We start from the raw sequence: 15,130 nt of genomic DNA, 5'->3' as shown, positions 1-15,130 counted from the left end.
AACAAAGGTACTATCAACTAGGTAAAAACTTGTAAGTAATTTTACTAAGATAAATTTTAAGTAAAGCTGCGAAAGTTGTTCAATCTAATTCTCCTGACACAGAGAGGCGACAGGGATACTTATGGACTCTCGGCGTACTTCAGTAGTAGAAAAATCTTTAACTGCTATAGCAACTAGTTCTAAGAAGTCAGCGTACTATTTAGCTGCTATGCGACCGCGACAGTGGACAAAAAACCTGGTGGTGTTTGCAGCACCATTGTTTGCATTTAGCATCAATCTGCAATCTCTGCTAGGCAGCCTATTGGCATTTGTATTATTTTGCTGTACATCAAGTAGCTTCTACTTAATCAATGACATCGCAGATGTTGAATCTGACCGTCAGCACCCTGTCAAGTGTAAGCGACCAATTGCCGCCGGCTTAGTTAGCATCCGTATTGCTACTGGAATGGCATTGGTGCTATTAGGTAGTGCTCTGATTTTTGGGTGGTTGCGATCGCCCCAGTTAGGTGCAGCCATAACTGCATACGCCCTGTTACAAATCGCCTATAATCTGCGACTCAAACGGATGGTGATTTTGGATATTGGGGCGATCGCCACCGGATTTGTTCTACGAGCTTGTGCCGGTGCTGCTGCCACCGGCATTGTTTTATCAGCTTGGTTTTTAGTTTGCACTGCAATGCTGGCGTTATTCTTGGGTATTGAAAAGCGCAAAGCAGAATTGCGATTAGCGCAAATTAAAGGCAACAAGCCACGCTCTGTCCTCAAATACTATTCCTTGCCCCTACTGACTCGCATGGAAAATGTTGTCACTACTGGCACGGTTGTCACCTATGCTCTTTGGAGTGCGGGTCCCCATCTACATGGGGCGTCCACCTCTTGGATGCTAATTACTTTGCCATTTGTTTTGTATGGAATTTTTCGCTATCAACTGCTGAGTGATCCTGAGGAGATTATCAGTTACAGTGACGACATTATTGAGCAAAGTGGACGCAGTGAGCGACCAGAAGAAATTTTATTGAGAGACTTGCCTATCTTAGTCACTGTTATTGGTTGGATTATCACCTGCTTTGCGATTCTCTGGCTCAAACATCAAGGGCTAATCGACTAAATTTGGTTGATGGGAAAACAGCATAATCTTCGAGAATTTCGCCGATGAAAAATTTCAATTTTTTTTTACGCAAGTGGCGCCGACCATCTGTCATAGAGAAACGCTACATACTCCCACGACATGTCCACATACTGGCTGAGATCGAAATTGACCAAATTAAAACTAGTGGTATCAAAGGAATCATTCTCGATTTAGATAACACTATTATTTCGGAAGATGACCGCTATGTTTCTCCTTGGGCAGAAGATTGGATTACACAAGCAAAGTTAGCCGGATTGCAATTTTTTATCCTCTCGAATGGGAAACGTCGCTATCGCGTCAAATTTTGGTCACATCGTCTCGATATCCAGGCTATTAATCCAGCCAATAAGCCTTTTCCCTGGGCATTTCGTCAGGCAATTGCTTATATGCGGCTGCAACCCAAACAAGTAGTCGTCATTGGTGATAGTTTACATACTGATGTTTTAGGAGCATGGCTTTCTGGTTGCTATTGTATCCAATCTGCCACACTTCCCCATCCCCCCCGATGGTGGGAAAAACTCGCCAGCAAATGGGTACAAATACCTTATGCTGATGGCAGTGAAATTTGGGATTTTGATGCTGCTGTTGACTATAAAAGTTTCTTGTAGAATTATTGTCAGTGCTTGTTATGAACTATATTCCTTTAATACTGTCCGGTGTCTGCTTAAATGCCTTGGCTCAAGTATTCTTAAAAAAGGGCATGCTTATGGTTGGGTATTTCGACTTTTCCCTAGTTAATATTGCACAAATTATATTTAAAGTTGCAGGCAATCCTTTCATTATTCTTGGATTAGGATGCTATATGTTTAGCGTCGCTTTGTGGTTGTTAGTTTTATCACGTGTCGAGGTAAGCTTCGCCTATCCTTTCCTAAGTATTGGCTACATTCTTACTGCAATTATAGGTTATAGCTTTTTTCATGAAAACCTATCTATTAGTAGGCTTACTGGCATATTCTTTATATGCCTCGGTGTTGTTTTCATTTCCAAAAGGTAAATAACAATATTTCGGACAAAATTAAATAGTGTTTATTTCATCCAAACTCAGAATACTGCTAGGCTTAAGATATTTTTTCAAAGTTTGGTTTGAGGCTGAAAAAACTGTCCGGAGTATAAAAATAATTAACCTGAAAAAAGTGAATGTAGATTATTTGTAAGTAGTCGTCCTTTTTTCATGTAAACTTAATTAATAAAGGTTCAAGTTGATGAGACACATAATTTTTGGTGGAGATGGTTTTGTCGGTCGGTATTTAGCCGAAGATTTAATTAGTCAAGGCAAACAAGTTATAGTTTGCGATATTCACCAAAGCAAGCTACCAATTTATCCAGAAGCAGCATTTATAAAACTTGATATTACTAAACCAGAAGCCTTTGAGGCGTTGAAACTGAGGCCTACCGATATTGTTTATCATCTAGCCGCAAGGCAGTATGACCGTAATATTCCAAGACGAAATAGACGACAATATTTTGAAGAAGTTAATTGTATTGGTACTGCCAACGTATTAGAACATTTAAGTAGACAAGGCAGCCGAAATCTAATATATTTCAGTACTGATATGGTTTATGGCAAGCCACAAAGGCTTCCTGTAGATATAAACCATGACAGGAAACCCTATGGTCCTTATGGTCAGAGCAAAAAAAAAGCAGAAGATTTATGTAAATTATATCGAGATAGAGGGATCAATATAACAATTTTTAGACCCCGCCTGATTATTGGTCCAGGCAGGTTGGGAGTCTTAGGAAAATTATTTTTTTTAATCAATAAAAATTTGCCAGTTCCGATGATTGGAAATGGCTCCAACCATTATCAGATGGTTTCTGTTTTCGATTGTGTGAGTGCTATTCGATTCGCTGTAAATAAAGGAGTTCCTAACCAAGAATACAATCTTGGTTCAAAAGAACCACCAAGTGTCGAAGAACTTTTAGGCAACTTTATTAAGAGGGTAAGATCAAATTCTTTTTTAATCAAAACTTCGGGCAGTTTGATTAAGCAAGTTCTGAAGTTACTTGATAAATTAGGTCTAACACTGATGTATGAAGAACAATTTATGATTGCCGACGAAAACTATATTGTTGATATCTCGAAAACTGAAAATGAGCTTGGTTGGAAACCTGATTATCAAGATGATGAAATGATATATCAGGCATTCAAGGAATATAAAAATCGCTTAAAAAATCCAGTTACTAAAGTTACTAATAAGCACTAAAATTATCTAGCGATGAGCATCCTATGCTTGACAACAGGCAGATGTATAAATCCCAAAATGGGATTGTACTTTCCGAAAAATCGTGTTTGTTTCACAGATGAATAAAACGATAGCTGATTTCACTTTTAAAGCGCAATAATAGCTTGGTTATACGCCGATTTTTAGATTTAAAGAAGCTATGCGGCAGTCCTTGTTGTAATGTTATACAGAGAAAATAAAATTATGATAGAAATCCAAAATCAGAATAGGATAAAAATCCAAAATCAGAGATGGTCAAGATATTATCTCTCTGTTTTAATAGTGATTATTTTAAGTGTTTTTCTCCGCTTCTTTATGCTCTCAAACCAGAGTCTATGGTATGATGAGGGTTTGAGCTTAACTAATTCTGATGTTTCAACACTTCAAGAGAGTATTGCAAGAGTAAGATACATAGGAAATAGTGATAGATTTCAACCACTGTATTTTATAGTGCTGTTTTTGTGGCGTCAGGTATTTGGTGAAAGTGAATTTGCCCTTCGCTCACTCTCTGCTATTTTAGGAATTGGTTCAACTATCGTTATATTCTTTACTGCTTTGCGGATATATGGAAAAAAGCACGCTTTATGGTCTCTGCTAATTCTGACATTCAGTTCTTTCTGTGTTTACTATAGCCAAGAGGCAAGAATTTATGCCTTAGCAATGTTTATAGCTTCACTTCAACTATATTTCTTCAGCACGGCATTAGTTAAAAATGAAGGTAATCAAGGTATTTCAATATGGCTATTCAGTATTTTTACTGCCATAGGAATTTTTACTAATATTAACTTCTGCTTTTCCACTACAGCTCTATGTCTATCTCATATTGCCATCTATAGAAATTTAAGACAATGGCTACAATGGTGGCTTCCGGCTGCGTTTTTATCTTTACCGCCAGTTTTATATTACCTGACTTTACCTGGAGCAACTGATCCGGAAAGCATTGCAGTTTCTCGCCTGGGATTTCCGATAATTCAAAATATTATATTTGTGTTAAATGGAATTTTAGTGGGGACAACGTATGGGCCTTCAACGGAGCAGTTGCACGGCGATAATAGAGTACAGATTATGCTTCGTTACTGGCCTCACATACTTTTATTAGTGATTGTCTGTACTGTAATTTTTCTAGCTTTAATAAAAGTTTTATTGAGACACAAAAAAAATAACAGAGAGCAGCATCCTGATTACTTCTTTGCTTCTGTTTTTGTCATGGCATTTTTACTAGGATTGCTCTTAGCTATAGTCACTAAATTTAATTGGGTACCGCGTCACTCTTATTATCTTTGGTTACCACTTGCCATGCTTATCCCATCAGCTTTCAGTCAAAGACCTGGTATTACCTCAAAGCGCTATGGAGTGTCTCAGTTTGCTCAAATCGCTGTCATATCTCTAATAGTTCTGAATATTTATTCTCTTTTTAACTACTACTTTAATAATGACTATCGCAAAGATGACTACCGCTCTGCAATCCATTACATTCTAAAAAATCGTTCATCTTCTACACAATCTGTATTTTTATTTGGTAATCCCAGATTATTTAGATACTACGGTGACACTCTAAGTCTGGATGGGAGGAATTTGGGGGATCAGTTAAGAAAGGGAATTACTGATGAAAATTTTGCAGAAAAAATTGAAAAATTAACAAATAGTGCGGATACAGTTTTTATCGTAGTTAATCGTGAACATCTATTTCCCAAGGGATTGATTGAAAAACAGATGAGTGATTTGTATAACCTGGATTCTCAAGCTAATTTTGCATATTTCAAAATCTATCGTTTTCCCAGGAAGAAAAATTGAATTGGGGATTGCAGACTCTTAAGTTATGCAGTACGAAAAAACCTTGTTCTGGTGGGAGTGTACCCTTTGGGTATAGTAGAATATTGCCGCAGGTAACTGTCTGTCGCCTCTTGGACTTAATCTTTGTGGGTGACTTCCTCCTCAGTTGCTACTACACTCAATGAATCGATCATGCAACCACCCATTAAAGTTGGCACTGTCTTGCAAAACCGTTACCGTATAATTCAAATTCTCGGACAAGGAGGATTTGGTAGAACCTATCTGGCAGAAGACCAGAGGCGCTTTAACGAACTTTGCGCGATCAAGGAATTGATTTCAACAGCAACGGAGGCTTTGGCTTGGGAGAAGGCACAAGAGCTTTTTCACCGAGAAGCTGCCATTTTATATCAAATCGAACACCCACAAGTGCCTAAATTCCGGGAAAGATTTGAGCAAGACCAACGCTTATTTTTGGTGGAGGACTACGTTGCAGGTCAGACGTACCGAACTCTGCTGGCTGAACGTCAAGCTGTTGGTCAAACCTTCACAGAGGCTGAAGTATTGCAGCTGATACAGTTGTTGTTACCTGTTTTAGAGCATATTCACAGTCGAGGGATTATTCACCGGGATATCTCGCCAGAAAATATTATTTTGCGAGATAGTGACGCTAAACCTGTGTTAATTGACTTTGGGGTGGTAAAAGAACTGGCAGAGCGTTTACGATCGCCAGAGAACGCAATGCCAGTAACCACCGTGGGAAAATTAGGCTACTCTCCTAGTGAACAAATGCAAACAGGGGGAGCTTACCCTAGTAGTGACTTGTATGCATTAGCGGTGAGTGCGATAGTTTTGCTGACTGGTAAAGAACCAAGCGATCTATTTGATGAAAACCAACTAACTTGGAATTGGCAGCGGTGGGTAAGAGTGAATCCACGATTTGCCCAGGTTTTGAATCGAATGTTGAATCCTATACCGAGCGATCGCTACCAAAGTGCTGCTAATGTATCCCAAGCACTGCAATCTCTGGCTCAACCTAGTGTTCCTACCCCTAATGTATCAAACTTGCAAACAATGGCTGTTGGTCGCCGTCCTCAGGTAGTACCACCAGCAACTTCGCCCAAGAAAAAACAACCCGATCCTGTGATTCCACGAAGTCCCACTAGCTCAGTCTTGGATAATCCTTTAGCGATCGCAGCAATTGGCACTGCTGTAGTGATCATAGCGGGATTTGGTTCTTGGGCACTGGTCAGTTCCATCCGCAGTCAGTCGAAAACAGCAAATGAGACGCTTCCACAAAATTTCCCTTCACCAGTGATTTCTGGTGGTACTACATTCACATCCACACCCACACCCATCAACGATCAACCTGTTGTATCTAGTAAGCGCCTGAATCTGGGAGTATCTAATAACACAGCCACAGTTAAAGATACTCTCAAAACAAATCAAATAATCCGGTACACTTTTTTCGGACAGGAAGGTGACAAGTTAACTGCGTTTATTGACCCAGGAAGCAGTGTTTTGCTAACAGTCTTAAGTCCCAATCAACAACCATTTGATCAGAATGCCCAGCAAGTAACATCTTATGAAGGCACATTGCTGGTTACTGGTAGATATACTATTGAGTTAACACTGGTTTCAGGAGTTGCCGAAAGCAATTACAACCTGAATGTTGCATTAGAAAAACCAGTCAAACCAACACCCACAGAGACACCGTTGCCAATTCCCACAGAGTCACCGTTGCCAATTCCCACAGAGACACCGCTGCCAATTCCCACAGAGACACCGCTGCCAATTCCCACAGAGACACCGCTGCCATTTCCGACACAAACACCGCTGCCATTTCCGACACAAACACCCACCTCACTTCCTCCAACTGGTGAAACGCCAACTTTTCCGCCAGCTGATGGAACACAGCCATTTTCTGGCCAAAGAAATTAATGTTAAACACACTACTGATTACTGGAACTGATACGGAAGCTGGTAAAACTGTTTTAACAACAGCATTAGCAGCATATTGGCAAAAATATTACCCGCAGCGTAGCTGGGGAATCATGAAACCGATTCAATCGGGGATTGGCGATCGCGAGTGGTATCAAAAGCTATTTGCCCTAGAACAATCTCCAGAAGAAATTACACCTTTGTACTTTCAAGCACCTTTAGCCCCTCCCATAGCAGCAGCACGGGAAAATCGCCGAGTAGATTTAGCACTTGTGTGGCAAGCTTTGTCTAAGTTACGATCGCATCGTGATTTTCTGCTTGTAGAAGCCTTAGGTGGATTAGGTTCGCCAGTAACTGAAGAATTAACAGTAGCGGATTTAGCGGGAGAATGGCGTTTACCAACACTATTGGTAGTGCCAGTTAGATTGGGTGCGATCGCTCAAGCAGTGGCGAATGTAGCATTAGCTAAACAATCGCGCATCAATCTTAAAGGCATTGTTCTGAACTGCGTACAAAGACGAACGGATGCAGAAATAGCCGACTGGACACCACACCAATTGATTCAATCACTCACTAACACGCCAGTTTTAGGCTGCTTACCTTATCTAGATAACCTAACTGATTTAGATAAACTTGCTCAAATAGCATCAGATTTAGATTGGGAAACACTGACACTTTAAATTGGGCATTGGGGAGCCAGCGCCGTGGGCGGGTTTTCCGACTTGTTCGCGTAGCGTCTCCTTTCAAAGAGGCGACTGGCGTCATTGGGTATGATTATTAGCGTAGGCGTAGCCCGCACTTCTCTACGAGACGCTACGCATAGCTTGCTTCTCCGTAGGGGTACGGCATCGCTCTTCAAAGAAAAACTTTTTGGTTTACTCAGATAAGACTTGAGCAACTGATTGGTAGCGAACGCCCAAGCCCTGTTTACAACTGGTGTAGTCACAGTTCTGACATAACTCGGTAATAGCTTTGTCAATAAGACATGCAATGGTGAGGAAGGATGAAATTCACCTAACTCTAGTGACACACAAGGCAGGATTCACCTGCCTTATTTTATCTTTGGGATTAAACACTTCATTAGCAGCTTTCGTCTGTGCTAAATATGAATGGTTAAAAACGTTATTAGAATTACTAAATGGTATTCCTTGCCTCGCGACACGCTGTGCGAACACACGATACATTTACACGATGTATTTATTGGATTAAATATCATCCAAGTACCATATCTTAGTCACACAAACGTCACTGGCATAAGTTAATTTGTCGGTATTTGATTAAAAGTAAATTAATTACGCCTGATATCATGATGCTTTCTTTTGTGGTGGCGAGTGCAGTCTGTAACAACGGTAGCGAAGTAAATCTAGACTTTGCTAACTTTAGCTGGATTGACGTGATTATTTTAGGTATCGTTCAGGGAATTACAGAACTACTGCCAATTAGCAGTACCGCTCATTTGCGGATAGTGCCAACTCTACTGGGACTCAAAGATCCGGGGTCTGCTTTTTCCGCAGCAATGCAGTTAGCTAGCTTGACTGCTGTTTTAGTCTATTTTTGGCAAGACTTAAAAAAATTAACAGGAGAGACAGTTAGAGCAATTAGCGGGCAAGATTATCAATCTAGTTCTTTGCAACTGATGTTAGGTTTATTGCTAGGAACTTTGCCCATTGCGGTGGCTGGTGTGCTACTCAAACCAATTCTTAACGCCTGCAACTCACCAATCCGAGGGTTAGTAGTCATCGGTGCGGCTTCAATTATTATGTCAGGATTGCTGGCGATCGCAGAAAAACGCGGAGGACGCGACCGCACTTTTGACAAGCTCACCCTCTGGGATGGTATTTGGGTAGGGGTTGCTCAAGCTTTTGCCCTAATCCCTGGCGTTTCTCGCTCTGGTTCCACCCTCACTGCTGGGTTATTTTTGGGCATGAAACGGGAGACATCTGCCCGATTTTCTTTTTTGTTGGGCTTACCAGCCGTGATTTTGGCAGGTGCTGTAGAACTCCACACTCTTACGGAATCAGGACTGAGTGCGGCTGGTTGGTTGACTTTGTTGGTAGGCTTAATCTCCGCTAGCATTTCCGCTTTTCTAGCAATTTGGGGACTCCTACGCTACTTGGAAAAACGCAGTACCTGGATTTTTGTTTTCTACCGCTTTGCGATGGGTATATTTTTGATAGTTGCTGTGATGGCTGGTTGGTTGCAGAATTGAGTTTAACTAATAATAGGCTAAGTAGGACAGCGTAAATACAATACCTTCGCCAATTTACAAGCCTTAATATAGAACAAAACCAGAGAATATACGCTTGTTTTTACCATCTAATCGAAATCTGCCAAATTAAAACACTTTCAAACTACAAAATACAAACTTCCGAAAAAGTAGAGACGCGAAATTTCGCGTCTCTACAAGGTTTCTGGATAACGCATATTTAATTTCTGGAGATGTCTATTAAGAAGATTCTGATTCTTCCCTAGTCCCTAGTCCGCATTTCCTACGATAAACTAGGAAAATAAACTAAGTTAGCTGTACTTAAACTAGTTTGTCTTCATAATGGTTTCTACCTTTCCCAATCCCTCTTCTGTTGATCTATCTCGCATCCGACTGGCGATCCGCTCATTGCAACCGCAATTAGTAGAGTGGCGGCGGCGATTGCATCAACAACCAGAGTTGGGTTTTCAAGAAAAACTGACCGCTGAGTTTGTATCACAAAAGCTACAAGAATGGGGAATTGAGCATCAAACTGGCATTGCTCACACTGGCATTGTTGCCACCATCAAAGGCAAAGGACAAGATTCAGAAACAATCCAAAATCCAAAAGTTTTGGCAATTCGGGCAGATATGGATGCTTTGCCAATCCAAGAACTCAACGAAGTGCCCTACAAATCCCAGCATGATGGAGTGATGCACGCTTGTGGACATGATGGACATACAGCGATCGCTTTAGGTACAGCTTACTATCTCCAACAGCATCGCCAAGACTTCTCCAGTACTGTGAAAATTATCTTCCAACCAGCAGAAGAATCACCAGGAGGCGCAAAGCCGATGATTGAAGCTGGAGTTCTGAAAAATCCGGATGTTAACGCGATTATTGGTTTGCACTTGTGGAATAATTTGCCCTTGGGAACAGTGGGTGTGCGGGCTGGGGCGTTGATGGCAGCTGTGGAGTGCTTTAACTGCACAATTTTGGGCAAAGGTGGACACGGCGCACTACCCCATCAAACTGTTGACTCTGTTGTAGTTGCGGCTCAAATTGTGAATGCCTTGCAAACCATTGTCGCTCGGAATGTTAATCCGATTGATTCAGCAGTGGTGACAGTGGGCGAACTTCATGCTGGAACCAAGCGTAATGTGATTGCTGATACAGCGAGAATGAGTGCCACTGTCAGGTATTTTAATCCTAGTTTGAAAGGCTTTTTCAACCAGCGTATCGAGCAGATTATTGCTGGAATTTGTCAAAGTCATGGTGCGAGTTATGACTTAGAATACTGGTCACTTTATCCACCAGTCATTAATGATATTAAAATGGCGGAATTGGTGCAAGCTGTAGCAGAAGAAGTGGTAGAAACCCCGATGGGTATTGTGCCAGAATGCCAAACTATGGCTGCTGAAGATATGTCATTCTTCTTACAAGAGGTTCCTGGTTGCTATTTCTTCTTAGGTTCTGCTAATCCCGCGAAAGACTTAGCATATCCCCATCATCATCCCCGATTTGATTTTGACGAAACCGCCTTGGGAATGGGTGTGGAAATGTTTGTTAGATGTGTAGAAAACTACTTGATTTCAACTTAAACTGCAAATTCTCTCCTTGCGTCACCGATAGCGTTATTGATTTACCTGATAGTTATAGATATCAACCCAATACTGCAATTTATGGGTTGAGTCCCAAACAGGACTCTCTCCCAGGCGCGCACGAGCAAATAAAACGTTATTAATTTGATAGTTAATCTGCATATTTTTCAACAATAATCCTCCTGCTTTAGCCAGAGGATTGTAAATTGTACTAATAATAAATTTAGTCTCATCACATCTAATTTTTAACTTTTATTCAGGGCAGCCCTTAATAGCTTAAGCAGCTTACCAACTTCTAAAAATTGTGGATCTTTTGCAAGTTTTTGCAGTACTTCAGGACTACTTTCTTTCACAATATTGTTGTAAGCAGTAATAGCATCATTCAGCTTTTGGACATTCAGATTTGGTGTTTCTCCCTTCTGGGCTATCACTAAATCTGCGATTAATTCTTTAGTACTGGCAACTAGCTGCACTGGTTGTAATTGTCCTACAGGAACGCCTAATACAGATGCTGATTTATTTCCGACTAGAGCCAATAAAGCTTTTACCAGTGATACTACTGATGGTGATGATACTCCTAAGTTAACTATAGAAACCTGTAGCTGATTAGCTGCTCCTTCTGCATTCACCCCACCCTGTAAAATACCTATAATGATGGCAGCCGGGCTATTTTGATCAGGATTTTGACTGAGTATATTAATGAGAGTTTGATTCAAACTATTCTGAACTTCTGTTGCTACGCTAATGCTACCATTACCACTAACTTCAACCCCAGGTGCAAGTTGAACAGATGGCTCTAAGGATCCTGGGTTAAAACTATCCCCAGATGACGAAGAAGAATCTTCACTAGCTCCTGTGATGTTAGCACTACCAGCATTGACTCTAGTAGGCGCACCTACTAGATAAGTGAAAAGAGTGAATGCTAGAGCAAAAGTGAGAAAGAATGGTTGTTTATTCATTGTTTTTATTGTTGATTAAATTCACAGATAACTCAGCAGTTAAAACTGAAAGCTATACCCTGCACTCAATGCAAAACCTAAGCCAGTATCAAAATTACTAGTAACATCTGTGAAAATAGTATTGATAACTATAGGCATCTTTTTGAATGGAGCAAAAGATGCACCCATATTAAGACGATTTCCTGTCCAGCTACTTACTAAGGATACTTCAGGTATCACTCTCAAACCTAAACCAGCAAAAAGATTAACAGCATTTTCATCTGCTACTATTGCACCTTTAGAACGAAAAGCACCACTCCCAAGACCTACCGAAACAGTCAAAGGTAATTTATTATTTGGGTTATCTGGTTGCACTAGAAATGACTTAGTAACTACTCCATAGACAGTATCTTTAGCTTTGCTAACATCTCCCCATTTAATAGGATTTGACCAACCAATAGCTACGGCTGTACCATCACCCAAATATTTGTGTAGTTTAAAACCTACACCACCACTATCGCCAAAATCAAAACTGTCACCACCCCCTACACTAGTAATATTGACATTAACTTCCAATCCTACAGATTTAGCCGCATTCCCTAAACCAAAACCAACAGACAAAGAACCATCTACCCTATCTTTATCCTCATCTAGAGGGAAAAGTAAACCGCCGCCAATATAGGCTTGACCAAAACTTGCACCATAAGCAGAAGGAGTACCAGCAGTTGAACCAGGGGCAGCTTTTGTCGGTGTGCCTAACCTTACAATGGGAGCAATTAAAAGTTCTTGGCGTAATTTATTAGTCTCGCCAAAAGTATCCCCTACTGTATCTGAAGAGTCTGTTTGTACAAGAATTTGGGATTGTTTATGCTGCAATACATTAGTCTGCTTTTTTAAATGCAAGTCAGTATTACTAATTGCAGAAGCAGTTATTTGCTTTTTCAAATTATCATTGTTTGCTAACAGCTTTTGAGATTCCAGCCAAACGTTGTCTGCAAAAAAAGAATTGCTAAATGTTTCATGCTTCACGTTAGCAGTCAAACTATGACTAATACTCACAGTCTCGAATTCAGCAGCAGTCTTATTTTTTTTAGATGCCAGCAATCTTTGCTGGAAGTTAATACCTGGTTGTGAATTAAGTCCAGATAGTCTCAATTGAGCCTCTTGATTTTCAAAAAAAACACTATCCGCAGCAACTGCCGATTCGATGGAAATAGCTATCAACAGTGGAAGAAAAGTTATCAATATTGTCCCTAAGTTCCAGTAAGCATAGTTAACACTAATAACTTCAGAAGCATCACTACCATTGATAATTTTTTGTATTTTATCTATCAAAATATTCCTTTTATAAAAGTATTTACGGAAATACAATTGCAGTCTATTTGTAAAATATATTAATTGCCAATAGTAATATTACGTAGATATAGCCAATTAAGCTAGTGGATCAACAAAGTGCAGGATATTAAGTTCTGTAAACTTTTCTAACCTCTTACAGCCAGGGGTCAGATTTGAATGGCACTAAGAAAAGCTCTAAGCTATGCAAAATAAGGACTACAACTTTTAACTTTTAAAGCTTGAACAGTGTTGGGATGGGTCAGGTGTTCGTCCTTGATACAGTGTCATGGAAGCGATGCCTGCGGTGGTAAACTACGCCGCTTGAGTTCAGGTCATGGAAGCTGTGAAACATTTATAGATAAGACTAAAGAGAATCGCTGATTGTGACAATATAATAGAACTTACGCACTGTACAAATCGACCATAATATGCATCACACAAAATGTACATTTCCGGTGCTGAGTGCGACTCTGATGTTGATCGCATATTTACTGTTTTGGGTGTTAGACATGGCTTAAAAGCCCAAGTTTGGTATAGTACATATGTATGATGCGTAAGTCCTATATAAGTTTCAAACTTAAAATAGCGATCGCTCTTTCCACCGATGAACCTGAGCAGCGCGTCCGCTGGGTGCAGCTAAAGCAATAGATTTACCCATCGCTTTCCACAAACTGACTATGGTGTCGGTAGTGAAAGTTTTTCCAATGCCAGGGCCACTTGTAAGAACCATTACCCTGGAGTAAGCAGCCATCTCGACTCCTTGCTGCTGTTGCTCTGAAAGCTGAATTTTTTGATTAGCAGTGAAGCGGTCACGCCACTTGCTACAACTCTTGGGCATTGGCAACGCAGTGGCTCCTCAATTTATGATTGTTGAGCATAGCCAAAACATTGATGGAGAAAAATCAATTTATTCCTAATTTCAAGGCACTAACCCCAAGACACCCACGGGAGAACCAGAACCACCACGCAACCTTAGAACTGCGATCGCTAGAGTAGTACCTTTAGGTGGCAGTTGATCCAAATTGGTGAGATTTTCCAACACAATTCGCGGTTGTTCTAAAACTAAGCGGTTAATAGCAAAACTGTTATCCTGTCCAGGATCTACACCATGAGTATCAATTCCTACCCCAGCGATTTGCCGTTCATTCAGTAAAAATTGAGTCGCATCGCTGCCAAAACCAGGAAAGTGTGCAATTCCTTGAGAATCATGATTTAGGAATGCACTTTTATCCAACCACTTTTCTTGCCATCCAGTATTCAGTATAACTACGTAACCAGCAAAAATTTCACCGTATTGTTCTTCCCAAGCCAGAACATCAGCAATAGTCAGAGCATAATCAGGATTAACCGCTGTGGCTTGGCGAATATCTATGACCACCGCAGGTACAACCAGGGACTGGGCAGAGTATTGGTCAATTCCCACGGCAGAACTATGAAAACTGTTAGGGGCGTTGATATGGGTAGCGCTATGTTCACCTAAGGAGAAACGCCGGAGGTAATAGCCATCATTATTTAGTTCAGCCACAGTTTCAAATTCTACTGTGGGATCGCCAGACCATTGAGGAATATCTATGTCAATTACATGACTTAGGTGGATAACGCGTGTATAGGTGATACTATTTTGACTTTGGGGTTGTATCATCCCAGCCTTCTATCTTATTTGTACTCAGTTTTTTCAAAGGTGCGCTGCCTGCCCTGAAAAGTGACGCTACGCACAGTCGTTGGCACAGCCTCTCGTAGAGAAGAGGCTGTGCCAATGGCGGTTAACGCCGCTCCAACGCCAGTTGCTTTCATAGCGGGAACGCTAAGAGCGAACAAGTCGGTAAACCGCAAGGGCGCACTGACTCGACTTTTCGCTGCGTCGCTAATAGATTGGCAAGAACCGCCACTCCATGCCAGAAGATTCCGACGCAAGACGACAGGAACGCACTGGTTCGACTTTTCACTGGGTTAGGCTACACCTATGCAAAGATAGTACTACCATTACAACGTTTTTCAATCGATTTGA

At 40.9% G+C, this 15,130-nt stretch carries 14 protein-coding genes and 1 pseudogene; 9 read left to right on the top strand and 6 right to left on the bottom strand.

The window, feature by feature from the left end:
• The first annotated feature begins 121 nt into the window (after positions 1-121).
• From V7L29_RS06760 to bioD, 7 genes are all read left to right on the top strand, one after another.
• Positions 122-1,108, top strand: coding sequence for a decaprenyl-phosphate phosphoribosyltransferase (locus V7L29_RS06760; RefSeq protein WP_334692093.1), 987 nt, complete (start codon positions 122-124; stop codon positions 1,106-1,108).
• Between the two features lie 44 nt (positions 1,109-1,152).
• Complete coding sequence (locus V7L29_RS06755; protein ID WP_334692094.1) at positions 1,153-1,737, top strand: YqeG family HAD IIIA-type phosphatase; 585 nt, start codon at positions 1,153-1,155, stop codon at positions 1,735-1,737.
• 20 nt (positions 1,738-1,757) lie between these two features.
• A complete protein-coding gene (locus tag V7L29_RS35455) occupies positions 1,758-2,123 on the top strand; it encodes an SMR family transporter (protein WP_442944146.1) in 366 nt (121 codons plus the stop codon).
• A 208-nt stretch (positions 2,124-2,331) separates the two neighbouring features.
• Positions 2,332-3,333: an NAD-dependent epimerase/dehydratase family protein gene (locus V7L29_RS06750; protein ID WP_334734942.1), complete on the top strand. Its 1,002-nt coding sequence runs from the start codon at positions 2,332-2,334 to the stop codon at positions 3,331-3,333.
• 222 nt (positions 3,334-3,555) lie between these two features.
• Complete coding sequence (locus V7L29_RS06745; protein WP_334734941.1) at positions 3,556-5,145, top strand: glycosyltransferase family 39 protein; 1,590 nt, start codon at positions 3,556-3,558, stop codon at positions 5,143-5,145.
• 171 nt (positions 5,146-5,316) lie between these two features.
• Entirely contained in the window at positions 5,317-7,062 is a 1,746-nt protein-coding gene (locus V7L29_RS06740; protein ID WP_334734940.1) for a protein kinase domain-containing protein, read from the top strand.
• Entirely contained in the window at positions 7,062-7,742 is a 681-nt protein-coding gene (gene bioD, locus V7L29_RS06735; protein WP_334734939.1) for a dethiobiotin synthase, read from the top strand. Before V7L29_RS06740 ends, bioD begins: the two co-directional genes overlap by 1 nt.
• On the opposite strand, the gene V7L29_RS06730 is transcribed toward bioD, so the two are convergent.
• Entirely contained in the window at positions 7,739-8,092 is a 354-nt protein-coding gene (locus V7L29_RS06730; RefSeq protein ID WP_334692099.1) for a hypothetical protein, read from the bottom strand. The two genes, bioD and V7L29_RS06730, sit on opposite strands and share 4 nt — an antisense overlap.
• Before the next feature lie 276 nt (positions 8,093-8,368).
• Here V7L29_RS06730 and V7L29_RS06725 point away from each other — a divergent pair, with 276 nt between their 5' ends.
• Positions 8,369-9,271 carry an undecaprenyl-diphosphate phosphatase gene (locus V7L29_RS06725; protein ID WP_334734938.1) on the top strand — a complete coding sequence of 301 codons (903 nt, stop codon included), beginning with the start codon at positions 8,369-8,371 and terminating at the stop codon, positions 9,269-9,271.
• A 339-nt stretch (positions 9,272-9,610) separates the two neighbouring features.
• Positions 9,611-10,849, top strand: coding sequence for a M20 metallopeptidase family protein (locus V7L29_RS06720; protein WP_334692101.1), 1,239 nt, complete (start codon positions 9,611-9,613; stop codon positions 10,847-10,849).
• 245 nt (positions 10,850-11,094) lie between these two features.
• Here the strand turns inward: V7L29_RS06720 and V7L29_RS06715 are convergent, their stop codons facing one another.
• The 5 genes and pseudogenes from V7L29_RS06715 to V7L29_RS06695 all read right to left on the bottom strand — a co-directional run bounded on the left by V7L29_RS06715 (position 11,095) and on the right by V7L29_RS06695 (position 15,036).
• Positions 11,095-11,808, bottom strand: coding sequence for a hypothetical protein (locus V7L29_RS06715; RefSeq protein WP_334734937.1), 714 nt, complete (start codon positions 11,806-11,808; stop codon positions 11,095-11,097).
• Between the two features lie 39 nt (positions 11,809-11,847).
• On the bottom strand, positions 11,848-13,119 hold the full coding sequence (locus V7L29_RS06710) for a hypothetical protein (RefSeq protein ID WP_334734952.1): 1,272 nt from the start codon (positions 13,117-13,119) through the stop codon (positions 11,848-11,850).
• 613 nt (positions 13,120-13,732) lie between these two features.
• A pseudogene (locus V7L29_RS06705) lies at positions 13,733-13,939 on the bottom strand (AAA family ATPase); the annotation flags it as partial.
• 102 nt (positions 13,940-14,041) lie between these two features.
• A complete protein-coding gene (locus V7L29_RS06700) occupies positions 14,042-14,764 on the bottom strand; it encodes a cyclase family protein (protein WP_334734936.1) in 723 nt (240 codons plus the stop codon).
• Positions 14,765-14,778: 14 nt separating this feature from the next.
• Entirely contained in the window at positions 14,779-15,036 is a 258-nt protein-coding gene (locus V7L29_RS06695; protein WP_334734935.1) for a hypothetical protein, read from the bottom strand.
• Between the last annotated feature and the right edge of the window lie 94 nt (positions 15,037-15,130).

The sequence above is a fragment of the Nostoc sp. genome (genome assembly GCF_036916575.1).
Classification (GTDB): domain Bacteria; phylum Cyanobacteriota; class Cyanobacteriia; order Cyanobacteriales; family Nostocaceae; genus Nostoc.
This window is presented reverse-complemented; position numbering and strand designations above follow the sequence as displayed.